The 26,151-nt window shown below is 62.7% G+C and carries 23 protein-coding genes and 1 pseudogene; 13 read left to right on the top strand and 11 right to left on the bottom strand.

Going from position 1 to position 26,151, the window contains the following annotated elements; translation table 11 throughout:
* Positions 1–9: 9 nt before the first annotated feature.
* The gene (gene gyrB / locus D618_RS0109135; protein ID WP_026091483.1) at positions 10–2,529 is read right to left on the bottom strand and encodes a DNA topoisomerase (ATP-hydrolyzing) subunit B; all 2,520 of its coding nucleotides are present in this window, start codon (positions 2,527–2,529) and stop codon (positions 10–12) included.
* A gap of 157 nt (positions 2,530–2,686) precedes the next feature.
* Here gyrB and D618_RS18110 point away from each other — a divergent pair, with 157 nt between their 5' ends.
* From D618_RS18110 to guaA, 4 genes are all read left to right on the top strand, one after another.
* The gene (locus tag D618_RS18110; RefSeq protein WP_152414616.1) at positions 2,687–3,244 is read left to right on the top strand and encodes a hypothetical protein; all 558 of its coding nucleotides are present in this window, start codon (positions 2,687–2,689) and stop codon (positions 3,242–3,244) included.
* A gap of 107 nt (positions 3,245–3,351) precedes the next feature.
* Positions 3,352–4,908 (top strand): class I adenylate-forming enzyme family protein, encoded by a 1,557-nt coding sequence (locus D618_RS0109125; RefSeq protein WP_017671204.1) that lies wholly within the window; start codon positions 3,352–3,354, stop codon positions 4,906–4,908.
* 45 nt (positions 4,909–4,953) lie between these two features.
* Positions 4,954–5,403: a GxxExxY protein gene (locus D618_RS18105; RefSeq protein WP_040370387.1), complete on the top strand. Its 450-nt coding sequence runs from the start codon at positions 4,954–4,956 to the stop codon at positions 5,401–5,403.
* A gap of 40 nt (positions 5,404–5,443) precedes the next feature.
* Positions 5,444–7,009 carry a glutamine-hydrolyzing GMP synthase gene (gene guaA, locus D618_RS0109110; protein ID WP_017671201.1) on the top strand — a complete coding sequence of 522 codons (1,566 nt, stop codon included), beginning with the start codon at positions 5,444–5,446 and terminating at the stop codon, positions 7,007–7,009.
* 3 nt (positions 7,010–7,012) lie between these two features.
* Here the strand turns inward: guaA and D618_RS0109105 are convergent, their stop codons facing one another.
* The gene (locus tag D618_RS0109105; protein WP_017671200.1) at positions 7,013–7,771 is read right to left on the bottom strand and encodes an NYN domain-containing protein; all 759 of its coding nucleotides are present in this window, start codon (positions 7,769–7,771) and stop codon (positions 7,013–7,015) included.
* 37 nt (positions 7,772–7,808) lie between these two features.
* Positions 7,809–8,447, bottom strand: coding sequence for a pyridoxamine 5'-phosphate oxidase family protein (locus D618_RS0109100; protein ID WP_017671199.1), 639 nt, complete (start codon positions 8,445–8,447; stop codon positions 7,809–7,811).
* A 107-nt stretch (positions 8,448–8,554) separates the two neighbouring features.
* Here D618_RS0109100 and lipA point away from each other — a divergent pair, with 107 nt between their 5' ends.
* Positions 8,555–9,496: a lipoyl synthase gene (lipA, locus tag D618_RS0109095; RefSeq protein WP_017671198.1), complete on the top strand. Its 942-nt coding sequence runs from the start codon at positions 8,555–8,557 to the stop codon at positions 9,494–9,496.
* 10 nt (positions 9,497–9,506) lie between these two features.
* Positions 9,507–9,971, top strand: coding sequence for a type II toxin-antitoxin system RatA family toxin (locus tag D618_RS0109090; RefSeq protein ID WP_017671197.1), 465 nt, complete (start codon positions 9,507–9,509; stop codon positions 9,969–9,971).
* Here D618_RS0109090 and D618_RS0109085 read toward each other — a convergent pair.
* Genes D618_RS0109085 through D618_RS0109075 form a run of 3 tightly spaced genes read right to left on the bottom strand, consistent with a single transcriptional unit; the run spans position 9,929 to position 12,186 of the window.
* On the bottom strand, positions 9,929–10,432 hold the full coding sequence (locus D618_RS0109085) for a CinA family protein (RefSeq protein ID WP_017671196.1): 504 nt from the start codon (positions 10,430–10,432) through the stop codon (positions 9,929–9,931). The genes D618_RS0109090 and D618_RS0109085 overlap by 43 nt on opposite strands.
* Complete coding sequence (locus D618_RS0109080; protein ID WP_017671195.1) at positions 10,429–10,983, bottom strand: hypothetical protein; 555 nt, start codon at positions 10,981–10,983, stop codon at positions 10,429–10,431. The genes D618_RS0109085 and D618_RS0109080 overlap by 4 nt, the downstream gene beginning before the upstream one ends.
* An 18-nt stretch (positions 10,984–11,001) precedes the next feature.
* On the bottom strand, positions 11,002–12,186 hold the full coding sequence (locus D618_RS0109075) for a bifunctional 2-C-methyl-D-erythritol 4-phosphate cytidylyltransferase/2-C-methyl-D-erythritol 2,4-cyclodiphosphate synthase (RefSeq protein ID WP_051041315.1): 1,185 nt from the start codon (positions 12,184–12,186) through the stop codon (positions 11,002–11,004).
* An 87-nt stretch (positions 12,187–12,273) separates the two neighbouring features.
* Here D618_RS0109075 and dusB point away from each other — a divergent pair, with 87 nt between their 5' ends.
* The 7 genes from dusB (at position 12,274) to hflX (ending at position 21,560) form a co-directional block, all read left to right on the top strand.
* Complete coding sequence (gene dusB / locus D618_RS0109070; RefSeq protein ID WP_017671193.1) at positions 12,274–13,281, top strand: tRNA dihydrouridine synthase DusB; 1,008 nt, start codon at positions 12,274–12,276, stop codon at positions 13,279–13,281.
* Entirely contained in the window at positions 13,281–14,357 is a 1,077-nt protein-coding gene (locus tag D618_RS0109065; RefSeq protein ID WP_017671192.1) for an ATP-binding protein, read from the top strand. The genes dusB and D618_RS0109065 overlap by 1 nt, the downstream gene beginning before the upstream one ends.
* A 14-nt stretch (positions 14,358–14,371) precedes the next feature.
* A complete protein-coding gene (locus tag D618_RS0109060) occupies positions 14,372–15,787 on the top strand; it encodes a sigma-54 dependent transcriptional regulator (RefSeq protein WP_017671191.1) in 1,416 nt (471 codons plus the stop codon).
* A gap of 75 nt (positions 15,788–15,862) precedes the next feature.
* Positions 15,863–18,196, top strand: a complete 2,334-nt coding sequence (locus D618_RS0109055) for an ATP-binding protein (RefSeq protein WP_238550630.1) — start codon at positions 15,863–15,865, stop codon at positions 18,194–18,196.
* Positions 18,197–18,199: 3 nt separating this feature from the next.
* Positions 18,200–19,564 carry a sigma-54 dependent transcriptional regulator gene (locus D618_RS0109050; protein WP_026091480.1) on the top strand — a complete coding sequence of 455 codons (1,365 nt, stop codon included), beginning with the start codon at positions 18,200–18,202 and terminating at the stop codon, positions 19,562–19,564.
* A gap of 151 nt (positions 19,565–19,715) precedes the next feature.
* Complete coding sequence (gene hfq, locus D618_RS0109045; protein ID WP_017671188.1) at positions 19,716–20,213, top strand: RNA chaperone Hfq; 498 nt, start codon at positions 19,716–19,718, stop codon at positions 20,211–20,213.
* Between the two features lie 39 nt (positions 20,214–20,252).
* Positions 20,253–21,560, top strand: a complete 1,308-nt coding sequence (gene hflX / locus D618_RS0109040; protein WP_017671187.1) for a GTPase HflX — start codon at positions 20,253–20,255, stop codon at positions 21,558–21,560.
* On the opposite strand, the gene mazG is transcribed toward hflX, so the two are convergent.
* From mazG to metG, 5 genes and pseudogenes are all read right to left on the bottom strand, one after another.
* Positions 21,555–22,358: a nucleoside triphosphate pyrophosphohydrolase gene (gene mazG, locus D618_RS0109035; RefSeq protein WP_017671186.1), complete on the bottom strand. Its 804-nt coding sequence runs from the start codon at positions 22,356–22,358 to the stop codon at positions 21,555–21,557. The two genes, hflX and mazG, sit on opposite strands and share 6 nt — an antisense overlap.
* 44 nt (positions 22,359–22,402) lie before the next feature.
* Positions 22,403–23,020, bottom strand: coding sequence for a TIGR02281 family clan AA aspartic protease (locus tag D618_RS0109030; protein ID WP_017671185.1), 618 nt, complete (start codon positions 23,018–23,020; stop codon positions 22,403–22,405).
* Positions 23,017–23,796, bottom strand: coding sequence for an MBL fold metallo-hydrolase (locus tag D618_RS0109025; protein WP_017671184.1), 780 nt, complete (start codon positions 23,794–23,796; stop codon positions 23,017–23,019). Before D618_RS0109025 ends, D618_RS0109030 begins: the two co-directional genes overlap by 4 nt.
* Positions 23,793–24,572, bottom strand: coding sequence for a TatD family hydrolase (locus D618_RS0109020; RefSeq protein WP_017671183.1), 780 nt, complete (start codon positions 24,570–24,572; stop codon positions 23,793–23,795). The genes D618_RS0109025 and D618_RS0109020 overlap by 4 nt, the downstream gene beginning before the upstream one ends.
* Positions 24,572–26,146, bottom strand: a pseudogene (metG, locus tag D618_RS0109015) (methionine--tRNA ligase); the annotation flags it as partial. The gene D618_RS0109020 and the pseudogene metG, both read right to left, overlap by 1 nt.
* Positions 26,147–26,151: the final 5 nt, after the last annotated feature.

The raw sequence follows: 26,151 nt of genomic DNA, 5'->3' as shown, positions 1-26,151 counted from the left end.
GCACCCATCTTACACGTCCAGATTGGCGACGTTCAGCGCGTTTTCCTGAATGAACTCGCGGCGCGGCTCGACGATATCGCCCATCAGCTGGGTGAACACCTCGTCGGTGATGTCCGCGTCATCGACCTTCACCTGCAGCAGCGAACGGTGATTGGGGTCGAGCGTGGTTTCCCACAGCTGCTCGGCATTCATTTCGCCCAGACCCTTGTAGCGCTGAACCGACAGACCCTTGCGGCCCGCCGCCAGGATCGCCTCGATCAGCACCGATGGCCGGTTGACGACCAGTCCTGTGGTGGTGGCGATATCCTCGGGCTCGTCCGTTCCGTCTTCCGAAGCAGCGACCGCAGTCGGCGCGGAAGCCGCCTTCACCAGACGGCTGGGGTTCAGGTACACCTCGGCGAACTCGCCTGCCAGCCGGTGGAGCTTGCGCGCTTCGGCACTGTTGAGAAATGCCAGATCGACGACATGATGGTCGGTCACCCCGCGCCAGAAGCGCTGCATGTGATAGCCGCCTTCTTCGGACAGCGAGCCCTGCCAGCGCGCTTCCGGATCGGCGCCGCCCATCCAGGCAGTTGCGGCATCGACGGCGGCCTGCCGGTCGGCGTCGGGCATGTCCGGAGCCAGCGCGCCAGCCAGGGCCAGACCTTCGATGATCAGCGGATCGTAGCGGCGTGGCACATAGGTCATCAGGCTCTTCATCCGGCGGGCATGCTCCACCAGCGTGCGAAGATCCTCGCCGCTGCGTGCGCCGCTGACGGTTTCGAAGACGCGGCCATTGAGCCCTGCATCCACCAGATACTGGTCGAGCGCATCATTGTCCTTGAGATAGACCTCGCTCTTGCCCTTGGCGACCTTGTACAGCGGAGGCTGGGCAATGTAGAGGAAGCCGCCCCGGATGATCTCGGGCATCTGGCGATGGAAGAACGTCAGCAACAAAGTGCGGATATGCGCGCCGTCGACGTCAGCGTCGGTCATGATCACGATTTTGTGGTAGCGCAGCTTGTCGATGGTGAAGTCATCGCGGATGCCGGTGCCCATCGCCTGGATCAGGGTGCCGACCTCCTTCGACGAGATGATCCGGTCGAAGCGCGCGCGCTCGACGTTGAGGATCTTGCCCTTGAGCGGCAGGATGGCCTGATACTGGCGATCACGGCCCTGCTTGGCAGATCCGCCTGCCGAGTCACCCTCGACCAGGAACAGTTCGGACTTGGCGGGATCGCGCTCCTGGCAGTCGGCGAGCTTGCCGGGCAGAGAGGCAATGTCCATCGCGCCCTTGCGCCGTGTGAGCTCGCGCGCCTTCTTGGCAGCTTCGCGCGCGGCGGCGGCGTCAATGATCTTGGCGACGATCGACTTGGCGTGTGCGGGATTTTCTTCCAGCCACTCGGCCATCTTGTCCGCCATCAGGCTCTCGAGCGGCTGGCGCACTTCGGAGCTGACCAGCTTGTCCTTGGTCTGCGAGCTGAACTTGGGATCGGGCAGCTTGACCGAAACGATCGCGGTCAGGCCTTCGCGCATGTCATCGCCGGTGAGCGAAACCTTTTCCTTCTTCAGCAGCCCCGACTTTTCGGCATAGTTGTTGAGCGTGCGGGTCAGTGCCGCACGGAAGGCGGCCAGATGCGTGCCGCCATCGCGCTGGGGTATGTTGTTGGTGAAGCACAGCACGTTTTCGTAATAGCTGTCGTTCCATTCCAGCGCGACGTCGATGGTGACCTCATCGCGCGACCCGGAGATCGCGATGGGATCGGGCATCAGCGGCTGCTTGTTGCGATCGAGCCATTTGACGAATGCGGCGATGCCGCCCTCGTAATACAGGTCGTGTTCCTTCGCCTCGGCATGGCGCTCATCGCGCAGGATGACGCGCACGCCCGAGTTCAGGAAGGCAAGCTCGCGATAGCGGTGCTCGAGCTTTTCGAAATCATATTCGGTGACATTCTTGAACGTGTCCTGCGAGAACAGGAAGGTGACCTGCGTACCCTTCTTGCCTTCGGGCGAAGGGCCGACGACCTTCAACGGCGCTTCGGCATCGCCATGGCGAAAGCGCATCCAGTTTTCCTGCCCGTCGCGCCAGATTCGCAGTTCGAGCCATTCGGACAATGCATTGACGACGCTGACGCCGACGCCATGCAGGCCTCCGGAGACCTTGTACGCGTTGTCTTCGCTGGTGTTCTCGAACTTTCCGCCCGCGTGGAGCTGGGTCATGATGACCTCGGCAGCTGAAATGCCTTCCTCCGCATGGATACCGGTCGGGATGCCGCGGCCGTTGTCTTCCACCGTCACCGAATTGTCGGGGTTGAGCGTGATCAGAACGCGGTCGCAATGCCCGGCCAGCGCCTCATCGATCGCGTTGTCGGAAACCTCGAACACCATGTGATGCAGACCCGATCCATCGTCGGTATCGCCGATATACATGCCGGGACGCTTGCGCACGGCATCAAGGCCCTTGAGGACCTTGATCGAATCCGCGCCGTAAGCGTTGGTGTTGGCGGGGTTCTGGTTATTCTCGGTGGAAGGTTTGCTGGTCTCTGTCATGAAATTGCCATAGCCGCGCAGAGCACGAAACCCAAGCATATCTGGCCGGTTTTGCACATATTTTCGTGCATATTGTGCCAGCGGTCAGGCCGGCATTCGTCAGGTGCCGCCTGCTTGGTCGCTTGCTTGCAGACGCGGAAGACCTATACCTGTGTTCATGAAAGCTTTGCACCCGTCTCTTCTCGTTCTGATCGCCCTGTCAGGGTGCGCCGATCCGGAGCCGACGCGTCAGCGTGAACCCGGCGGAGTGGTGGCGCAAGAGCGGGTCCGCAGCGATGATCCCAGCCCCACGGCCCGTCCAGTGAACATCGGCGAGGGCGGTACGCGCTTTGCCGCCTGCCAGGGTCGCGGGCGCGTCGGGAACCTTCGCGGGGCAGCATTGCCCTTGCGCGATGCGCCCTTCGATACCGCCAAGCAGGTCGGCTCGCTGGCCGAAAACGCGCATGTCTTTGTCTGTACGCGCAGCCTCGATCAGCAATGGCTGGGCGTCGTGGTGGGCACAGAGGACGGCACCGCACCACAGGTATTGCGCCCCGGAACGCTGCCGCTCCAAGACGACGCCGCCAGCGCAACAGATGGTGCGAGCCCACCTGAGACGGTCAGTCCCCAGATCGATTGCGGTGTGACCGCGCCGGTCAGGGCCAAGCGCGCCTATGACGGTCCGTGCCTCAGCGGCTGGGTGGAAAACACCTTTGTGGCCTCCGTCGCGCGCTGACAGGCGCGCGCCAAGCTTGACGTTTACGATAACCTCTTTCCTCGCCGTCCCGCTCTGGGCATAGTTGTGCAACACAAGGGTCATGAGGCCCGCACGGGAGGACGAGGATGGACATCAAGGCACAGCTCGAACAGGAATTCGGCGATTGGCCCGGCATCGTTGCTGCCTGGGGGCGGGAACGCCCCGATGCTCCCGCGCTCGATGACGGTCATCGTCAGATCAGTTGGGGCGAGCTGTCCGCACAGGTCGACAGGATAGCGGCGCAGTTGCTCGCCGATGGCCTGCAGCGCGGCCAGGCGGTCGCCATTCTCGGGACGACCTCGGTATCCTATGCGCTTGCCTACCTTGGCTCCATCCGGGCGGGCGGGTGCGCGGCACCGCTCACCACCAGCGCCACCCCGCGCCAGCTTGCCAACATGCTCGCCGATTCCGGCGCGATCCACCTGTTCATCGATACCGAAAAGCGCGCCGAGCTGCTCGCAAGCGGCGTCGACCTGGGCACCGCGCAGCATGTCATGCTGGATCACCCGGTCGGCGATGTTCCCGATATCTCCGGATGGATGGCGGGCGAGGGGGCGGTGCCTGATGTCGTGCCGCCGCAGCCGGGCGATGCGTTCAACATCATCTATTCCAGCGGCACCACCGGCACCCCCAAGGGCATCGTCCACTCGCATGCCATGCGCTGGCGCCAGTCTGTCGCGGGTTTTCAGGCGATCTACAGCGAGGATGCGCGCGCCATCCTCTCGACCCCGCTCTATTCGAACACCACGCTCGCGGTGTTCCTGCCCACGATGGTGCACGGTGGCCTGGCGCGGCTGATGGGCAAGTTCGATGCGGCAGGCTGGCTTGAGGCGGCGCAGGACATGCGGGCGACGCACACTATGCTCGTTCCCGTTCAATATCAGCGGCTGCTCGCTCATCCGGATTTCGATACGCACGACCTGTCGTCGATGCAGATCAAGTTCTGCACCAGCGCCCCGTTCAGCGCCGAGCTGAAGGCCGAGGCGCTCAAGCGCTTCCCCGGCGGACTCGTCGAAATTTACGGCATGACCGAGGGCGGGGTGGTGTGCATGCTGCAGGCGCACAACTTCCCCGACAAGCTCCACACCGTCGGCCAGCCGGTGAAGGGGCATGAGCTCAAGGTGGTCGACGAGGACGGCAACGAGCTACCCCCCGGCTCCAAGGGCGAGATGGTGGGCCGGTCGCCGACAATGATGAGCGGTTACAAGAACCAGCCCGACAAGACGCGCGAGATGGAATGGCGCGATGCCAATGGCGATCTGTGGTTCAAGATGGGCGATATCGGCATCGTCGACGAGGACGGCTTCGTCCAGATCGTCGGCCGCGCCAAGGACATGATCATTTCGGGCGGGTTCAATATCTACCCCAAGGACCTCGAAGAGATCCTGATGCAGCAGCCTGGCGTAGCCGATGCTGCAGTCGTGGGCATGCCGTCGGAACGCTGGGGCGAAACCCCGGTCGGTTTCGTGGTTGCCGCGCTTGGCCAGGCGCTGGACCTCGATGCGCTGCTGGCGAGCGTCAACGCCGAACTCGGAAAGACCCAGCGCCTGAGCGCACTTCACCTGATCGAGGAACTGCCGCGCAGCCATATCGGCAAGATCCTGAAGACCGATCTGAGGGCAATGCTGGCGGAAGGGGTCTGAAGAGGCTCACGCGAAGCCGCGAAGCCGCGAAGAGGGCAACGCAAGATGCGAGATGTTGAAGAAATAGCGACCATAGCGGTCGATTGTGGCCTTATGGTTCACCGGGAACTGGGGCCAGGCCTTCTTGAAACTGTCTATGAGGTAGTGCTGGCGCATTGCCTTGCGGAGCGAGGCCTTGAAGTCGTGCGGCAGCTGCCGATTAGCATCCGCTATCGCGGCCTGGATCTGCGCGAAGGCTTCAGGGCCGATATCGTCGTGAACGGCTTGCTCATCATCGAAATCAAATCAGTCGAGCGCGTTGCACCGGTACACGGAAAGCAACTGCTCACATATTTGAGACTGGCCAAGGTGCCCGTTGGCCTTTTGATGAACTTTGGCGGAGCGACGTTCAAGGAGGGCCTCCGTCGTGTCGTTAATGATCATACCGACTTCGCGTCTTCGCGTCTTCGCGTGAACCAAAATCATCGGTTACCGAATGGCCAGCGGTCACGTTGAACTCTAGACTTGAGCGCACGCTCAAACTATCGGCTGAGGCATGACCATAGCCCATGACGAATCCGTGCTGATTGTCGATTTCGGCAGCCAGGTGACCCAGCTGATTGCACGCCGCGTGCGCGAGGCGGGGGTGTATAGCGAGATTGCTCCGTTCAGCAGCGCCGAAGCGGCGTTCGCCCGGTTGAAACCGAAAGGCGTAATTCTTTCGGGCGGTCCAGCCTCGGTGACCGAAGACGGCAGTCCGCGTGCCCCGCAGGTCATCCTGGACTCCGGCGTGCCGATCCTGGGCATCTGCTATGGTCAGCAGACGATGACCCAGCAGCTTGGCGGCATGGTCGAAGGTGGCGGCGAGAAGGGCGGCGAATTCGGCCGCGCGTTCATCGAGATCACCGACCGCTGCCGACTGTTCGACGGCCTGTGGAAGGAAGGCGAGGCGCATCAGGTCTGGATGAGCCATGGCGACAAGGTCACTGAGCTTGCCCCCGGCTTCCGTTCCGTCGCTTCCTCGCCCGGCGCGCCGTTCGCGGTCATCGCCGATGACGAGCGCTGTTTCTACGCCATGCAGTTCCACCCCGAGGTGGTCCACACACCCGATGGCGGCAAGCTGATCGCCAATTTCGTGCGTCATGTCTGCGGTTGTCGCGGCGATTGGTCGATGGCCGAGTTCAAGGCCGCCAAGATCGCTGAAATCCGCCAGCAGGTCGGCTCATCACGGGTGATCTGCGGGCTTTCGGGCGGTGTCGACAGCGCGGTGGCTGCGGTGCTGATCCACGAGGCGATCGGCGAGCAGCTGACCTGCGTGTTCGTCGACCACGGCCTGATGCGCATGGGCGAGGCCGATCAGGTCGTCAGCCTGTTCAAGGGGCACTACAACATTCCGCTGGTGCACGTGCAGGCCGAAGCCCTGTTCCTGGGCGGGCTCGCCGGGGTCACCGATCCCGAGCTCAAGCGCAAGTTCATCGGCAAGACCTTCATCGACGTGTTCGAATCCGAGGCACGCAAGATCGGTGGCGCGGAGTTCCTGGCGCAGGGCACGCTCTATCCTGACGTCATCGAAAGCGTCTCGTTCACCGGCGGGCCTTCGGTGACGATCAAGAGCCACCACAATGTCGGCGGTCTGCCCGAGCGGATGAACATGAAGCTGGTCGAGCCCTTGCGCGAACTGTTCAAGGACGAGGTCCGCGCGCTGGGCCGCGAGCTCGGACTGCCCGATGTGTTCGTCGGCAGGCACCCGTTCCCCGGACCCGGCCTTGCCATCCGCATCCCCGGCGAAGTGACCCGCGATCGCTGCGACATCCTGCGCAAGGCTGATGCGGTCTATCTAGACGAGATCCGCAATGCCGGATTGTACGACGCGATCTGGCAGGCGTTTGCCGTGCTGCTGCCGGTCAAGACCGTCGGCGTGATGGGCGATGGCCGCACCTACGACAATGTCTGCGCCCTGCGCGCGGTGACCAGCACCGACGGGATGACTGCAGACATCTATCCGTTCGACTCGAGCTTCCTCCAGCGCACAGCGACCCGGATCATCAACGAGGTCAAGGGCATCAACCGCGTGGTCTACGACTACACCTCGAAGCCGCCCGGCACGATCGAGTGGGAGTGACCTTCAGCGCAGCCGCTTGACGAAAAGCCCGCCGTTGTCTCGCCGTTCGGTGGCGAACTGCGGCGAGGCCTCGAACATGTCGAGCAGCCGCGCAAAACCATGGTTGCGGACGTCGAAGCTGGACCGATTGCCAGCAAGTTTGCCCACCTCGCTGAGCGAGGCAAAGCCGCGTTCGTCGCGTTTGCTGGCCTGATAGGCATCGATCAGCAGCTTGATCACATCACCGTCGATGGTACTCCCGCCGGCGGCAGGCTTGGGGTCGGGCTTCGGCGGAGTCTTTGAAGACGCCACTATTTCCGCTTTCTTTTCGGCGCCTTGAACTTTGATCAGCGCACCGACATCGATGAAGCGTGTGCAGGCCTGCTTGAATGCCTCCGGAGTCTTTTCCCCGCCAAAGCCATAGACCGGCAGGCCATCCTGACGAATGCGTTGCGCGAGCGGCATGAAATCGCTGTCCGAGCTCATGATACCGAAGCCGTTGACACGGCCCCTGTACAGCAGATCCATCGCATCGATGGTCATCTTCATGTCGGTAGCGTTCTTGCCCTTGGTGAGATCGAACTGCTGTTGTGGCTCGATGCCGAACTTGTGGACGATGTCGGCCCAGCCCTTGAGCGCAGGCTTGCGCCAGTTGGCATAGGCGCGGCGGATATTCACCGTGCCGAGCTCTGCCAGCACGGTCAGTACCGGATCGATTCCGGCGGGGCTAGCATTGTCTGCATCGATCAGCAGGGCGATATTTGGCGGTATTTCATTGGACATGCCCGAAAATGGCGCGTCAGCCGGTCAAAAGCAATCGTCATGGCACCAGGCATTGGCCTTGCCATGATCCATCCGCTGATTTGCGAAAAATCGCGCGGCGATGGCCGGTGTGGGCGAGGTGGAGGAATTCCACCGTGTCGATCTGCGCCATCAGTAGCGCAAAGTTCGGGCGACCGGGCGCGACCTCAGCCTCGTCCTCGGGCTTGCGTCCCTCGATATCGGCAGCGAGGCCCGATACCGGGATATCGGAGACCGTTCCTGGTGCGGGGTCGGCGAGGTAGCAGCGCTTGGCGAACAACGTTGCCTCGGCCCAGGCCTGATCGGCGGCCGGCGTGTCGGTTTCGATCCGTGCCGTTCCCGTCAGGCGGAACTGACGCTTGGCGCCCGGATCGTAGCACAGGACCGACACCGGACTGCCGGCCCCAACCTGCTCCGTCTTGGCCGCGCGCGCATCCGTATGGAAACGCAATGTCGCCGATGCGCGGTCGAAGGCGCGCAGCACCATCACCCTCTGGCTGGGCGCCCCATCCTGCAAGATCGTGGCGACGACCGGCGTGTGCATCGCGGCACGCCGATCCTTGGCAGCGCGGCCAAGCCTTTGCCAGACATCGGCCAGCACGGCATCGAGATCATCAGGCAGGTCATGGGGAGACGACGGGGCGGTAACGGATTGCATGGATGCTCCAGGGTTGGCTGTTCAAACGCTCTGCCGCGCCATAGGTGTGACCCCCGGGGCGCTTTTACCAGTGGAAGTGCGCATGTCCCTGCGCTAAAGCGCGGGGCATGAACGACATCACACCCATCGCCACCCCCGAGGGTCGCCCGGCCCGTGTCCGCAAGCCCGACTGGATCCGCGTTCGCGCACCCACCAGCAAGGGGTTCAATGAAACGCGCAAACTGATGCGCGATCTCAACCTCAACACCGTGTGCGAAGAGGCGGCTTGCCCCAATATCGGCGAGTGCTGGACCAAGAAACACGCCACGGTAATGATCCTGGGCGATGTGTGCACGCGCGCCTGCGCGTTCTGCAACGTCAAGACCGGCATGCCGCGTGCGGTGGACCTCAAGGAACCGCAGCATGTGGCCGACGCAGCCGCGCAGATGGGGCTCGAGCATATCGTCATCACCTCGGTCGATCGCGATGATCTGGCCGATGGCGGGGCGAGCCAGTTCGTCAAGGTGATCGAGGCGCTGCGGCGCACGACGCCCAAGACGACGATCGAGATCCTCACCCCGGATTTCCGCAACAAGCACGAGGCAGCCGTCGAGGCGATCGTCACCGCGCGGCCCGATGTGTACAATCACAATCTGGAAACGGTGCCCCGGCTATATCCCACCATCCGCCCCGGCGCGCGCTATTACGCATCGCTCAGGCTGCTGGAAATGGTCAAAAGGCTCGATCCGTCGATCTTCACCAAGTCCGGCATAATGATGGGCCTGGGCGAGGAACGCCTGGAGGTGCATCAGGTCATGGACGACATGCGCTCTGCCGATGTCGATTTCCTGACCATGGGCCAGTATCTGCAGCCCACCCCGCGTCACGCCAAGGTCATCGATTTCGTGACCCCCAAGGCGTTCGACGCCTATGCTGCAATCGCGCGCGCAAAAGGCTTCCTGCAGGTTGCATCCAGCCCGCTGACCCGGTCGAGCTATCACGCTGGCGAGGATTTTGCCGAGATGCGCGCTGCGCGTGAAGCAAAGCTGGCGCGGCAGGCAGCGCGGTAAGGGGCCGGAAATGCCCTCGCATCGCGAAACCCGGCATCTGCCCTTTCGGCCCGACCAGATGTACGATCTGGTGGCCGATGTGGCCCGCTATGCCGAATTCCTGCCCTGGGTCATCGCGACGCGGGTGAAATCCGACAGCCAGACCGAGATGGTGGCGGACATGGTGGTGGGCTTCAAGCAATTGCGCGAGAAGTTCACTTCGCGCGTCACCAAGGTGCCGGGCGAGCGGATCGAGGTCGAGTATCTCGACGGGCCGCTCAAGAACCTCGAAAATGTCTGGCAGTTCGCCAGCGACGGGCAGGGCGGCTGCACGCTCGATTTCTACGTGTCGTTCACCTTCAAGAACCGCCTGTTCGAATCGCTGGCCGGCCAGTATTTCGACCGCGCGTTTCGCAAGATGGTCGGCGCCTTTGAAACGCGCGCGGCAGAGCTTTACGGCAGCAGCAGTTCCAGCGCGGCCAGCGCAGCTTCCTGACGGATTTCCGCGCGACTGAGCGTGGGATCGAAATTCTTCTGCTCGGCGCTGATGTCGTTTTCGCTCTGGCCGCGCAGCGCGCAGGCAAAGATCACGGTGCCGACAGGCTTGCTGTCGCTGCCGCCGCCGGGGCCTGCAACACCGGTAATCGCCACGGCAACATCTGCGTCCGAGTGCTTGAGCGCGCCGCGCGCCATCGCCCAGGCGACCGCGACCGAAACCGCCCCAAAGGTATCGATCAGCTCGGCGCTGACCCCCACGGATTCGATCTTGGCATCGTTGGAATAGGTCACAAACCCGCGATCCAGCACTGCGGAGCTACCCGGAATTTCGGTCAGCGCAGCGCAGACCAGGCCGCCGGTGCAGCTTTCCACCAGGGCGACCTTGCGGTCTACCGCAGCGTTCTCGGCAACGACGCGCGCTGCCAGATCGATCAAGCGCGGCGGCAGGAGGTTGTTCATTTCGAGCCGTCCTTGCAGATCGTGAACGGATTGGCATCGCGCTTCGCCGGCTTGTCGGAGGCGTCGTCCATCTTGAGAACAGCGACCAGCAGCTTGCCGACATTCTCGGGCGGCAAGGGTTCGAGCGCGCCATAGAACTCGTCGATCGCGCCGCAATCGGTCGGCTTGATCTCCTGTTCAACCATCGCAGAGATTGCCGCCGTCAGCAACGGACGTACCAGCGCCGGGTCGGTGCCGGGGGGCAGGGGAAGTTCGACCGCTGACATGAACGCACGCCCGGCCTTGGGCCACGCCCTGTCGGCAGCGGGCTGATACACCTGGCTGATGCGCGTCGTTGCTCGGCTCAGCGCCGACGTTCCTGGCAGATGCGGCAGGCATGCGCGCCGCGCGCTGGCCAGCGCATCGGGCAATGCTGCGACCGCGACCGACTGCGCCTCTGCGGGGGTCAGGCAGGCCGCCGCCGTCTGGGCAGCCTGTGCAGACGTGCTGGCCAAGGCAGCGAGCGCCAGAAGCGACCTGGCTGCAATCTTGATGGGATGAGTCTGTGTCATGGACATGTTTCCTGTGCGTTATCCCGTGACCATCACGTTGGCGACCGCTTGCGCCGCTATGCCTTCGCCGCGTCCGGTAAAGCCCAGCCGCTCGGTCGTGGTGGCCTTCACGCCGACCTGATCGGGGCGAAGTTCGAGGATATTGGCGATCCTTTGCTGGATGGCGGATTTGTGTGGGCCGATTTTGGGGGCCTCGCAGATGATGGTCAGGTCGATATTGGCGATTGTCCCGCCCTTGTCCCTCACCAATGATGCCGCGTGCGCCAGAAAACGAGCGGAATCCGCGCCGCGCCATTGCGGATCGCTGGGCGGAAAATGCTCTCCGATATCGCCCAGCGCCATTGCTCCCAGCAGGGCATCGGTGACCGCGTGGAGTGCAACATCGGCATCGCTGTGCCCGACGAGCCCGCGGTCATGCGCGATCCGGATACCACCCAGCCACAGTTCCTCCCCGCTCGCCAGCCGGTGCACGTCATAGCCCATGCCGGTACGGGTAAAGACGACAGCGGGGGATGCAGTCATGGCGAAATCCTCGGAAAAGGTGATCTTCTTCAGCGCTTCGTCGCCTTCGACCAGCGCTACGGCCAGGGCGTGCGCACGGGCAATCTGGCTATCGTCGGTGGCGATGGCCTGATCGGGCCAGGCGAGATGCGCAGCCAGGATCGCATCAAAATGAAAGGCCTGCGGCGTCTGTACCCGCCACAAGGCACTTCGTTCCACAGCGGCGTCCATCACGCCGCCGGCGCCGCGCACAATGCTGTCGACGACAGGCACAACCGGCACCGCGCCGGGCAGGCCATCCAGAGCCGTGTTCAGGCGATCCAGCACCGCAGCAGGAAGGTGCGGGCGCGCTGCATCGTGGATGAAGACGCGGTCTGCGCCTCCGCTTGCAGCAATGGCCAGCAATCCCAAGCGCACGGAATCGCGCCGCTCGGCTCCGCCAGTGACGAAGGTCACATTCTCCACGCCCATCAGCGCCCGCTCTGCCGCCTCGCTCTGACCCTCGCCGATCACGACAAAAAGCCGGGTGTTGGCATTCCAGCCCGCAAAGGCGTCAACGCTATGACGCAGCAGCGGCTTGTCTTGATAGATCGCATATTGCTTGGGAACATCGCCGCCCGCGCGCAGGCCCTTGCCCGCCGCCACGATGAGAGCGGCTGCGCGAGGCAGGGCGAGTGTCAATGGAGATGGCGTGTCGGTCATCGGGCAGGGCGCATAGACCAACTGCTGCTTGCCCGCCAGCGGCTTTGCGATTATGGGGCTGCCTAAATATTAGGCACAGATCCCATCATGACCCACATTCCAGCGCTCAAGCCGATCCACATCGGACCGCTTCAGATCGACGAGCCGGTGCTGCTTGCGCCGATGACCGGCGTGACCGACATGCCGTTCCGTACATTGGTCCGCCGCTATGGGTCCGGCTTGAACGTCACCGAGATGATCGCCAGCCAGGCGATGATCCGCGAGACACGCCAGTCACTGCAGAAAGCCGCATGGCATCCGGTCGAAGAGCCGGTGTCGATGCAGTTGGCGGGGTGCGACCCCACAGCAATGGCCGAGGCGGCGAAACTGAACGAGGATCGGGGTGCCCCGATCATCGACATCAACATGGGCTGCCCGGTAAAGAAGGTGGTCAATGGCGATGCGGGCTCTGCGCTGATGCGCGACCTGCCGCTCGCCGCCAGCCTGATCGAGGCGACGGTCAAGGCGGTAAAGGTGCCGGTGACGGTCAAGATGCGCATGGGCTGGTGCCATGACAGCCTGAACGCGCCGGAGCTCGCGCGGATCGCCGAAGATCTGGGCGCAAAGCTGATCACGGTGCATGGCCGCACCCGCAACCAGATGTACAAGGGCAGCGCCGACTGGGCGTTCGTCGCTCGGGTCAAGGCAGCGGTGAAGCTGCCCGTCATCGTCAATGGTGACATCTGCAGCATCGAGGACGCGCGCACCGCGCTCGAACAGAGTGGTGCAGATGGCGTCATGATCGGGCGCGGGGCCTATGGCAAGCCATGGCTGCTCGGCCAGGTGATGCACGCGTTGCGCACCGGGGAGGCTTTGCCCGACCCTGATCTGGATGAACAATATGCGGTCATCGTCGAGCATTATCATGCCATGCTCGAGCATTACGGCAGCGATACCGGCGTCAAGATGGCCCGCAAGCATCTGGGCTGGTACACCAAGGGACTGCCGGGTTCCGCCGAGCTGCGCAACAAGATGAACCAGATCGACAACCCCGATGTGGTGCTTTCGATGCTGGGCGAATTCTATCGCCCCTGGCTGCAGCGCGCCGCCGCCTGATGACGGCGATGGCCGAGCAGGCGCCTGATTCGGCCGCGCAGCTGCAGAGCCTGCCGATGGCTGTGGTCATGCTCCACGCCGACAGGACCATCGCAGCAGCCAATGCTGCGGCGGAAAACATGCTCGAACAAAGTGCCCGGCGGCTTGTCGGAAGGCCTCTCTCCGAGTTTCTGCGGTTCGACGATGCCCGCATCGGGGCCGCCCTCGATCAGCCCGATACCAATCTGGCCGCGCACGGCATGCGGGTCCACATCGGGCGTTCCAGCGTGCGCAAGGTCGACATCTCGCTGAGCCCGGTCGGGCAGGGCGAGGGCTGGCAGCTGCTGGTGCTCAATGAGTCTGGCGCAGGGTCGCCGCTGTTCGATGGCGATGCCGGCGCGGAGGGCTTCGCCGTTCGCGGCCCGGACATTCTGGCGCACGAGATCAAGAACCCGCTGGCCGCAATCAAGGGCGCGGCGCAGCTGATCGAACGTCAACTCGATGGGGCGGGGCGCAGGCTGTCAGGGCTGATCACGGCCGAGGTTGATCGCATCGCTCTGTTGATCGACCAGATGCAGTCACTGACCAGTCGCACTGCAGCGCCGATGAAGCCATGCAACATCTACGAACCGCTCAGTCGCGTACGCGAGATCGTGGAAACCGCGCACCCCGATACGGTCCGGTTTGTCGAGCGGTTCGATCCGTCGATACCGCGGGTTCTGGCCGATGCCGACAATCTGGTGCAGATTCTGCTCAACCTCATCACCAACGCCCGCGAGGCGATGGATGGTCAGGAGGGCGCGTGCATCACGCTGACCACCAAATTCGTGAGCGGCGTGCGGATGCGGCTGTCGCGCGACGGCAGCTATATCCGCCTGCCTGTGGAAGTGCGCGTTACCGATAACGGCCCCGGCATCGACACCGGCATCGCCGAGGACATATTCTCGCCTTTCGTCACCACCAAGAAGACCGGGCAAGGGCTGGGGCTGGCGCTGGTGCAGAAGCTGGTGCGCGACATGAACGGGCGGATCGTGCACGATCGCGATACGGCGCTGGGGCTCACCCATTTTCGCCTCTTCCTCCCGCTGGCATCGTAAGGATAACCGATCGCATGGCTAAATCGGTACTGCTGGTCGAGGATGACCGCGCGATTGCACAGGTGATCATGGCGGCACTCGAGGCTGAGGGCTGCACGGTCGATCATTGCACGTCGATCGTGCGGCGCAATGCGCTGCTCGCGAACAAGCAATATGCCGTGATCCTGACCGACGTCATGCTCGAAGACGGCGACGGCATCGCGTCGCTGGGCAGCGTACTGGACCGCCATCCCGACACGCCGGTGATTGTTCTGTCTGCACAAAATACGCTCGATACGGCTGTGCGCGCGAGCGAGGCCGGGGCTTACGAATATTTCCCCAAGCCCTTCGACCTCGACGAGCTGATCCGCGCGGTGCTGCAGGCGATTGCGCGGAACGACGACGTCATCGGCAATGCCGATAGCGATCCTGCCGACAGTGGCCTGCCGCTGGTGGGCCGCAGTGCGCCGATGCAGAACGTCTACCGGATGATCACGCGCGTTCTGCGCAACGATCTGTCGGTGCTGATCCTGGGCGAATCCGGGACCGGCAAGGAACTGGTGGCAGAGGCGATCCACCAGCTGGGCCACCGCAAGCAGGGGCCGTTCGTCGCGGTCAACATGGCGGCCATCCCCGCAGAACTGATCGAATCCGAGCTGTTCGGGCACGAAAAGGGAGCGTTTACCGGAGCGGTCTCGCAGACCATCGGCAAGTTCGAACAGGCCCATGGCGGCACCCTGTTCCTCGACGAGATCGGCGACATGCCGATGCAGGCGCAGACGCGGCTGCTGCGCACGCTGCAGACGGGGCGCATCACCCGCGTCGGCGGACATCGCGAGATCGAACTGGACGTGCGCTTTGTCGCTGCGACCAACAAGCCGTTCGGTCCTCTGATCGAGGCCGGGCTGTTTCGCGAAGACCTGTACTACCGGATCAATGTCGTGCCGATCGATCTTCCGCCATTGCGCGATCGGTTGAGCGATATCCCGGCCCTGGTTGACCATTTCCTGTCTCTGGCGGTCCATGAAGGGCTGCCAAAACGCAGCTTCGATGCCACCGCGATCGCAGCGATGCAGCGTCGCAACTGGCGCGGAAACGTCCGTGAATTGCGCAACCTGGTCTTCCGCGCCGTCATCATGAGCCGCGATGACCTTATCACGGCCGATGCCCTGGGCAGCATCTTTGACGAACCGGCGCTGGGTGGGGGCGAGAGCCGGCGTGAGGAAAGCGATTTCGAACAGGCTGTCGGTCGCTTCCTGCTGACCGAGCGACCAGAGCATGGCGCCGTCTATGACAAGGCGCTGGCGGCATTCGAGGTCCCATTACTGCAGGCGATCATGCGCCAGTGCGACGGCAATCAGGTCAAAGCCGCTGCGATGCTGGGGATCAACCGCAACACCTTGCGCAAGAAGCTGGTGGAACACGGCATGGGCAGCACCGAGCTGCGCTGAAATGGCTGGCAAATGCGGTGATTACCCGCATTTGTCGCAAAAGCTCTTGTATTGCGGCAACAGAGCTGTTGTAGAATGAACACTATGCCTGCGTCTGCCGCACTCCCCCCCGCCAAGAAAAGCCGGTTCGCGCGCCGCTTCAGCGTGATGCTGCGCAAGGGGAGCCTGTTTCCCGTGCTGGAAATCGGGTTCATCGTCCTTCTGATCGCGATGATAGCGACGTCATGGTGGCTGGTGGGAAGCTATCAGGATCGCCAGGCGATGGTGCCAGCGCCGGTCACGGCGACGCTGCTGGTGGCCAATCTTGTCCCTGCGATGGCGCTGCTGGCGCTGATCGGCCGCCGCGTGGCGATCAGCCGTGCCAGTGCGAGCGGCGAAGAAGGAACAGGGCAGCTTCACGTCCGCTTCGTGGCGCTGTTTTCTCTGATCTCATCGATACCGATGCTGCTCGTCGTCGTCATCACCTCGCTGCTCTTTCAATATGGCGTCGAGTTCTGGTTTTCCGACCGCGCGCGCACGATGCTGGAAAATGCCAATGATCTGGCGCGTGGCTATTACGAAGAGGGGCGGCGCGACGTGTCGGCAGAGACCGTCGCGATGGCGAGTGACCTGCGCGAATATCTGCAACAGACGCGGATCGACAGCCCGGAATTTGCCGAGGCCTATGTCTTCCAAGTTGTCGGCCGCAAGATGAACGAGTCGGCTATCGTCGAAGTGGGCGACGATGGCGTGCTGCGGACTGCGGCGATTGTCGATCCCGACAACCGGACATCGTCCGACCGTGTCAGCCCGGATATCATCCGCAAGCTTGACGGCGGCGAGACCGCTGTCATCTCCGCCGAGTCCGATCGTATCGAAGTCGTCACCCCGATCGACCGCGATGCCAAGGTCTATCTGTATGTCGCGCGTGCGTCCAACCAGTTGGCGCTGAGCCAGTGGGAACGCGCGCAGACAGTCCTGTCCGATTACAAGGCGCTGTTCTCGCGCTCGCAGAACCTGCAGGTGCGCTTCAACATCGCGCTGTTCGTGGTGTCATTGCTGCTGGTGGCAGTGGCCCTGTGGGCGGCGCTCAAGTTCGCCGATCGCATGGTGCGACCGCTGACCGATATGGCCGGCGCGGCACGCGACATCAGCACCGGCAATTTCGCCATCCGGGTCGATACCGCCAACCGGACCGACGAAGTCGGCGTGCTCGGCCGTGCTTTCAACCGCATGGCGAGCCGGCTGGCCGAACAGACATCCGCACTGATCCGGGCCAACAGCCAGCTCGATGACCGCCGCGCCTTTACCGAAGCGGTGCTGGAATCGGTCAGCGCCGGGGTCATCTCGGTCGATCCGATGGGCATGGTCCGGCTGATGAACAGCACCGCGCAGCGGTTGCTGCAGGTCAATGCCGAACAATGCCTGGGCTGCACCCTGTCCAGCACCGCACCGCCTTTTGCGCGGCTGGTGGGGGAGGGCACCGAAAAGGCGGTGATCCAGTATTCACGCGGCAACGATCTGCTCACGCTCGCCGTGCGCGTGGTGCGCGAACCTTACGGCATCGTCATCACCTTCGAGGACATCACGCAGCAGCTGGTCGATCAGCGCCAGGCCGCCTGGTCCGATGTTGCCCGGCGTATCGCGCACGAGATCAAGAACCCTCTCACTCCGATCCAGCTCGCAGCCGAGCGGTTGAAGCGGCGCTACGCCAGCAAGGTGAGCGAGGACGATCCCACCTTTGGGCAGCTGACCGATACCATCGTCCGGCAGGTGGGCGACCTGCGCAACATGGTCGATGAGTTCTCCTCGTTCGCACGAATGCCAAAGCCGGTCTTCCGCGAAGAGAACTTCTTCGATCTGGTCCGTCAGGCCATCTTCCTGCAGGAGGTTGCCCACCCCGGCATCCATTTTGCCGCCGAAGGCGCACACGAGGGCAGCGATCTGTTCTGCGATCGTCGCCAGATCGGCCAGGCTGTCACGAACATCCTCAAGAATGCGGTCGAAGCGATCGAGGCGCGACAGCAGGGGGACGAAGGACACAAGGGAACCGTCACTGCGGGTGTCTTCATGGATGAGCAACATCTGGTGCTGACGCTGGACGACAATGGCATCGGTCTGCCCGCAGACCGCGACCGCATCGTCGAGCCCTATATGACGACACGCGAAAAGGGCACCGGCCTGGGTCTCGCGATCGTGAAGAAGATCGTCGAGGAACATTTTGGCGAACTGGCATTCGAGTCGAACGTACAAGGTGGGACACGTGTGATCATCAGGATGGATGCCGCGCTGCTCCGAGGCAGTGCACATCAGGAAAATGACACCGATATGCGACGCGCAGGGACAGAAAAGATGCCGGCGATGGCAGCACGAGGCGAACGGCCTCGAAGCGAGCTGAGCCCGACCGCCCCGGATGAGGAAAGCAACTGATCTATGCCTTTGGAAATTCTGATCGTTGACGACGAACGCGACATTCGCGACCTGGTATCGGGCGTGCTGGAGGATGAGGGCTATCGTTGTCGAACGGCAGGTGGCAGCGACGATGCCCTGGCTGCGATCGACGAACGCCGGCCTTCGCTGGTTCTGCTCGATGTCTGGCTGAAGGGCAGCAAGCTCGACGGGCTTGAACTGCTCGACGAGATCAAGAGCCGTGACGCCGACCTTCCGGTCATCATCTTCTCGGGCCATGGCAATATCGACACGGCTGTCTCCGCCATCTCGCGCGGCGCGATGGACTTCATCGAGAAGCCGTTCGAGGCCGAGCGGTTGATTCACATGGTTGCGCGCGGCACCGAGACGGCTCGGTTGCGGCGAGAAAATGCACAGCTTCGCGAGAAGCTGGGTATCTCCGATGAGCTGACCGGCAACTCGAGTGCTATCAATACCGTGCGCGCGACGCTCAAGCGCGTGGCCAACAGCGGCAGCCGCCTTCTGATCACCGGCCCTGCGGGCGTCGGCAAGGAGGTTGCCGCACGGCTGCTGCACAGCTGGAGCGGGCGGGCCAGCGGGCCGTTCATTACCGTCAATTCCGCGCGGATGACCCCCGACCGCTTCGAGCAGGAACTGTTCGGCGAAGAGGACCCGAACCGACCTGCCACCCCCGGTCTTCTGGAGCGTGCGCACGGCGGTACGCTGTTCCTCGACGAGGTCGCCGACATGCCCGAGTCGACGCAGGCAAAGATCCTTCGGGTGCTGACCGACCAGAGCTTTGCGCGTGTCGGATCGACGCGGCCGATCAAGGTCGATGTTCGCTTTGTGTCCGCCACTTCGCGCAATCTGGAGCATGAAATCACCGAGGGGCGTTTCCGTGAGGACCTGTTCTACCGGCTGAACGTGGTGCCGGTGGAAATTCCTGCGCTGACCGACCGGCGCGATGATATTCCGGCACTGGTCGAGCATTATGTCGCGCGGTTCGCCAGCGAACATGGCATCACACCGCCCGAAACCAGCAGCGAGGCGATGGCCGCGCTGCAAAGCTACAACTGGCCGGGCAACGTGCGCCAGCTGCGCAATGTCATCGAGCGCACGATCATCCTTGCGCCGCGTGGCCGACTCAGCCGCATCGATGTCGACATGCTGCCGCCCGAACTGGTACAGGGCGATGGTGGCCGTGCGGCGGGCATCTCCAGCCTGATGGGCGTGCCACTGCGCGAGGCACGTGAAAGTTTCGAACGCGAATATCTGAAGATTCAAATCCGGCGTTTCTCTGGCAACATATCGAAAACGGCTGAGTTCATCGGCATGGAAAGATCGGCGCTGCATCGCAAGCTCAAACTGCTGGGTCTCCACGACAGATAATCAGCGCTAAAGCTGCAAACTGGCCATTGGCGCGATGCCAGTTCGGCACTATGTATAGTACGCGCTCTGGCAAGCGCAGCGGGTCCGGACGTGTCGGATCGGCTTTTCATGAATCGTGGCGCAACGTCGTCACCAAGACCGGGGGTCAAAAATGACCGAAAAGGCTCAAAGCATTCAGGATGTGTTCCTCAACTCCCTGAGAAAATCGAAAATTCCCGTCACCATGTTTCTGGTCAAGGGCGTCAAGCTACAGGGAATTGTCACATGGTTTGACAACTTCTCCGTCATGTTGCGCCGCGATGGCCAGTCGCAGCTGGTGTACAAGCACGCCATCTCGACCGTGATGCCCGCTCAACCGATCGACCTTGGCATGTTCGCTGGGCTGATGGGGGCCAAGAGCGCCAAGAACCGCAACCTGCAGGAAGTGTTTTTGCGCACGGTGCAGGAAACCGGGGTGCCCGTGACCATGTTCCTGATCAACGGCGTGATGCTGCAGGGCAAGGTCGCGGCCTATGACCTGTTCTGCATGCTGCTCGAACGTGAAGGCATGGCACAGCTGGCCTATAAGCATGCTGTTTCGACGGTTCAGCCCAACGCCCCGGTCGATCTGACCGGCGATTGGGCGGACACTGAAAATGATGATGACTGACCCACTGGTTTCGGGGGCGGACAAGGATAGATTAGACACTTGAACGACCCTCAAACCCTTGAGTACGCCCGCGGCGCGCGGGCTGTCATTGCCTATCCCGAACTTGGCCGACGCGGTGCGGTCGATCCTGATGCGCGTCTGGACGAAGCGCGCGGCCTTGCGCTCGCCATCGGCATCCAGGTGTGTGCAGCGCACGCGTTCCGCATCCGCACGGCGCGTCCCGCGACACTGTTTGGGGGCGGCCAAGTGGAGATCATCGCCGCCAGTCTGGAAGACGAGAAAGCCGAACTGCTGATCGTGGACGGAAGCCTTTCCGCGATCCAGCAGCGCAATCTGGAAGAGCGGCTGAAGATCAAGGTGATCGACCGAACCGGGCTGATCCTCGAGATCTTCGGTGAACGCGCAGCGACCGCCGAAGGGCGGTTGCAGGTCGAACTTGCGCATCTGGACTACCAGGCGGGCAGGCTGGTGCGCAGCTGGACCCACCTTGAACGCCAGCGCGGCGGCTTCGGCTTTCTGGGTGGCCCAGGTGAAACGCAGATCGAGGCCGACCGTCGGATGATCCGCGACCGCATGGCCAAGCTGCGCAAGGAACTCGAGCAGGTCAAGCGAACGCGCGGATTGCACCGCGAGCGGCGGCAGAAAGCGCCCTGGCCGGTGGTCGCACTGGTGGGTTATACCAATGCGGGAAAATCGACGCTGTTCAACCGCCTCACCAACGCTGGTGTGATGGCAGAGGATCTGCTGTTCGCCACGCTCGATCCGACGATGCGCGCAATCCGTCTCGACGGCGTCGAGAAGGTCATCCTGTCCGACACCGTGGGCTTCGTTTCCGATCTGCCGACCGAACTGGTGGCGGCGTTTCGCGCGACGCTGGAAGAGGTGCTGTCCGCAGACCTCATCATCCATGTCCGCGATCTGTCGCACCCCGATGCCGAAATGCAGGCACAGTCGGTCGAGACGATCCTCGCCGATCTCGGGCTTGAGCTTGACCCGGTTCTCGCCGAGCAGGGCCTCGCGATTCCGCTGATCGAGGCGTGGAACAAATGGGACGTCCTGGATGAAGATGCCCGCGCGGACCTGAGCGATACGATGCCGCGCGATCGCAAGGTCTGCCCGATTTCAGCGCTGACCGGGGAAGGGGTGTCCGATTTGCTGCGCGCCGCCTCCGACGCGCTCGTCATCAGCCATCGCGTGCACAAAGTGCACCTGCCACGGCACGATGGGCAGCGCATTGCATGGCTGCATGCGCATGGCGAGGTGCTGGAAAGCCGGGAGCAGGGGGATGACATCTGGCTGTCGGTCCGCCTGTCCGACAAGGACTGGGGCAGGTTCCAGGCGTTATAGGCTGCCTTCGCCGCGTTTGGCGCGCTGCCAGAGCAGTTCCTTGTCATCGAGCGAGAGCGCCGCAAAGCTATCGCCGGCGATCGCTTCCATGCCACGAAACCGCCGCTCGAACTTGGCGTTGGCGGCCCGCAGCGCGTCTTCGGCGCTGACCCCCATATGCCGGACCATGTTGACGGCGGCAAACAGCAGATCGCCGGCCTCGTCGACACGTTCGGCCTCGTTTTCTGCCTCCAGCAGTTCCTCGATTTCCTCGCCGATCTTTTCGACCGCACCCATGACATCGGGCCAGTCGAACCCGGTGCGCGCCGCGCGCTTTTGCAACTTCTGCGCACGCATCAGGGCTGGCAGCGCCAGAGCCACGCCATCCATCGCGCTCGACGAACCGCCGTCGCTGCGTTCCTCTGCCTTGATCGCTTCCCAATCCCAGCTCTCGACCGATTGGTCTGCGAAGATATGCGGATGCCGGCGGACCATCTTGTCGCTGATCGCGCCGATCACATCCGCCACGCTGAAATGTCCGGCTTCTTCGGCCATGCGGCTGTGAAACACCACCTGCAGCAGCAGATCGCCCAGTTCATCCTTGAGCGCGGCCATGTCATCACGCTCGATCGCGTCGCTGACCTCATAGGCTTCCTCGATGGTGTATGGCGCGATCGTGGCAAAGGTCTGAGCGACATCCCAAGGGCATCCAGCCTCAGGATCGCGCAGCCGTGCCATGATCGCCACCAGCCGGTCGAGTGGCACAGCGTGCGCGGAGGAAGGATTGGACGGATCGGTCGCTGCTGTCTCGATGGCCATGTCTGTAAGTCCGATAATATATATTATGTTAAATCATAGGTCGTTCAGCGAGACTGGTTCTGCTTCGGTACCAGGATCATCTGATTGCCTTCGACGCGCCAGCTTTCCAGCTCGGACAGAAAGTTCATCCCCAGCAGATTGGTATCGCCCAACGCATCCGAGATCACGATATCATGATCGCGGATGCGCAGCGACCCGACTTGCAACTCGCTGATCGTCGCACGATCCGCTTCAACGATGCCGTTTGCGGTTTCGATCACGGTCTTGAGCCCCAGGCCGCCAGGTTCGATACCCGCCGCGCGCGCAGCCTGCGCGGAGATTGCCGTGACTGTCGCGCCGCTATCCACCAGAAAGCGCATCGGCCGACCGTTGACATCAGCCGCCACCCAGAAATGGCCATCATCGCTTTTGCGCAGCGTCATCGGCGAACCGGAAATCGCCGGTTGACCGCCAAAACCCAGCTCTTCAGTCACACGCTGCCAGATCACCCGGATTTCGGGACGAAAGCTGACCAGCAGGAAAATCAGCGCGAATATCCCAACCCAGCCCAATGCCATCTTGAGCGTCTGACCAATCGGCAAGGTGCGTGACACGAGAGCGCTGCCGACGAGCACAAGCAGCAGCAGGCTGTAGACCAGACTGGCGGTATCGCCGCCGCTCATTGTCCCAGCCTCGCAACCTCGATCACCAGCCCATCGTATCCGGGCTCGACCGTATCGGGCAGTTCGGCTGCCAAAGTCGCGTAATCCAGGCTTTTGTCCATGTGCGTGAGCACCGTATGCCGCGCGCGTGTCCGTCTCGCCAGATCGAGCGCCATGTCGAGGCTGGCATGGGTCGGATGCTTTTCATAGCGCAGGCAATCGGTGACCAACAGATCGCAATCTGCATAAAGGGCCACCATCTCGTCGGTAATTTCGCTGAAATCGGTGGCATAGACGACTGATACGCCGTGCACATCGAACCGCAGACCGGTCGACAGCACAGGTCCGTGCGGCTGGTCAACGCCGCGTACAGCCATGCCGCAAATCTCCTGCCGATCGTGCAGCGGATGCGGGGTCACGATCGCGGGATAGCCGTTGCTGTCTTCAAAAACATAGTCAAAACGGCTGACAAGGCTCTGCAGTGCATAGTCTTTGCCATAGCCTGGCAAAGGCTTGCGCGTGGCGTGATAGAGCGCACGCAGATCATCGATCCCATGGCTGTGGTCGGCATGATCGTGCGTCCAGATCACGGCATCGAGCGAACCAATATCTGTGCTCAGCAATTGCTGCCGCAGGTCCGGCGATGTGTCGATCAGGATGCGCTGCCCGGCGTGTTCGACGATCATCGACACGCGCGAACGCCGGTTGCGCGGATTGGCAGGATCGCACGCGCCCCAGTCATTGCCGATGCGCGGGACGCCGCCCGACGTGCCCGAGCCCAGCAGGATCGCCTTCACGGACGCGCCCGATTGAACAGAGCGTAGAAGTTGCGCGCCGTCGTTTCGCACAGTTGTTCATAGCTTTCACCACGCAGATTGGCGAGGAAGCGTGCGGTATCGGCCACGAATGCAGGCTCGCCCTGTTTGCCGCGATGCGGCACGGGTGCCAGGAACGGGGCATCGGTTTCGACCAGCAAGCGGTCGGCAGGCAGCTCGCGCGCGACGGCTTGCAGATCCTTGGCGTTCTTGAAGGTGACGATGCCCGAGATCGAGATAGACAGCCCCATTTTCAGCACCTTGGCGGCGAAATCTGCGCTGGCGGTGAAACAGTGGATGAGCGCGGGAAAGGCCCCCTTCTCCATCTCGTCCGCCAGGATCGCTGCCGTGTCGTCCTCGGCATCGCGGGTATGGATGATGAGCGGCAACCCCGTCGCGCGCGATGCTGCGATATGCGCGATGAAGCTGCGCCGCTGCTGATCGCGGTCGGAATGGTCGTAATAATAATCGAGCCCGGTCTCGCCGATGCCGACCACGCGATCATCGCTTTCGGCGCGTGCGGTCAGCCGGGCGGTATCGATGTAAGCGTGCGCGTCGGCTTCATGCGGATGGATGCCGATGCTGGCCCACACATCGGCTTCCCGATGCGCGGTCGCGGTGACCGCGTCCCATTCGCTGGCGCGGGTCGAGATGTTGAGCATCGCCGTGATACCCGAAGCGCGCGCCCGCTCCAGCAGATCACCCTGCTGCTCGGCCATGCCCTTGTAGTTCAGGTGACAGTGCGAATCGACGAGCATCACTCGGCGTCTTCGGCAGGCAGATCGATGCGCGGGAACAACGGCTTGGGGACGCCAACCTGATAGCCGCCCTCGGCCAGCGCCGAGTACCAATGGCTGCCCATCGCGGCGATCGAACGGACATCATCGGGCACGCCCATATGATCGAGCAGCGCCTTTGCACTGCCCGGGATGACCGGCGAGATGGCAATCGCAAGCTGCGAGATGGCGATATACAGCGTCGCGAGCACGGTCTGCATGCGCTCGGGATCGGTCTTCTTGAGCGCCCAGGGGGCCTGCTCGTCAACATAGGCGTTGCAGGCGAACACCGCACGCATCCACGCTTCGATGCCCTGTGACAGCGCCAGGTCCTGCATCGCCTTGGGCATCTCGACCTGGAGCGCGTCAGAGAGAACCTCGAACAGCGCGGTATCGGCGGGCTGGTGGCCATGGATCGCGGGCAGATTGCCGTCGAGGTTCTTGGCGATGAAGCTCAGGATGCGCTGCGCCAGATTGCCGAAGCTGTTTGACAGATCGGCATTCGACCGCATCGCAATGGCTTGCGGCGAATAGCTGCCATCCTGTCCGAAGCTGACTTCGCGCAGCAGGAAATAGCGCAATTGGTCGGCGCCGAAGGCATCCGCCAGCGCCATCGGATCGACGACATTGCCGACTGACTTCGACATCTTCTCGCCCTTGTTGAGCAGGAAGCCATGGCCGAAGACCTGCTTGGGCAGCGGGATGTTTGCGCTCATCAGGAAGGCTGGCCAGTAAACGGCGTGGAAACGCACGATATCCTTGCCGATCAGGTGGAGGTCCGCCGGCCAGTATTTCATCAGGTCGCTGTCCGCATCGGGATAGCCCAACCCGGTGAGATAGTTGGTCAGCGCATCGACCCAGACATACATCACATGGCCATCGCTGCCGGGCACCTTGACCCCCCAGTCGAAGCTGGTGCGCGAGACCGACAGCGGACGCAGACCCGATTTGACGAAGCTGACGATCTCGTTGCGGCGCGTGTCGGGCTGGAGGAACTCGGGATGCTCCTCGTACAGCGCCAGCAATTTGTCCTGATACTGATCGAGCCGGAAGAACCAGCTCTCCTCGACCGTCCATTCGACCGGCGTCTGCTGCGGCGAGAGCTTGCCCACCTGCCCGTCGTCGATCAGCTCATCCTCGGCATAGTACGCCTCGTCGCGCACCGAATACCAGCCCTCGTAGCGGTCGAGGTACAGGTCGCCATTGGCTTCCATCGCCTGCCAGATCGCCTGGCTGGCAGCGTGATGATCGTCTTCCGATGTCTGAATGAAACGATCATAGCTGACATCAAGCTTGTCGCACATTTCCTTGAAATACTGCGACATTTCATCCGCCAATGCGCGCGGCGTTGTCTCGAGCTCGCGGGCCTTTTGCAGCATCTTGAGGCCATGAACATCGGTGCCGGTCTGGAAGCGCACATCGCGCCCCATCAGCCGCTGGAAGCGGGCGATCACGTCGGCAGCGATCGCCTCATAGGCATGGCCGATATGCGGGCGTCCATTGGGATAGCTGATCGCGGTGGTGATGTAATAAGGTTCGCCCATGGCGTTGCGTTTCTGCC

The organism is Blastomonas sp. AAP53 (assembly GCF_000331245.1).
GTDB lineage: Bacteria > Pseudomonadota > Alphaproteobacteria > Sphingomonadales > Sphingomonadaceae > Blastomonas.
The sequence above is the reverse complement of the archived record's forward strand: the minus strand, read 5'-3'. Positions and strand labels throughout refer to the sequence as shown.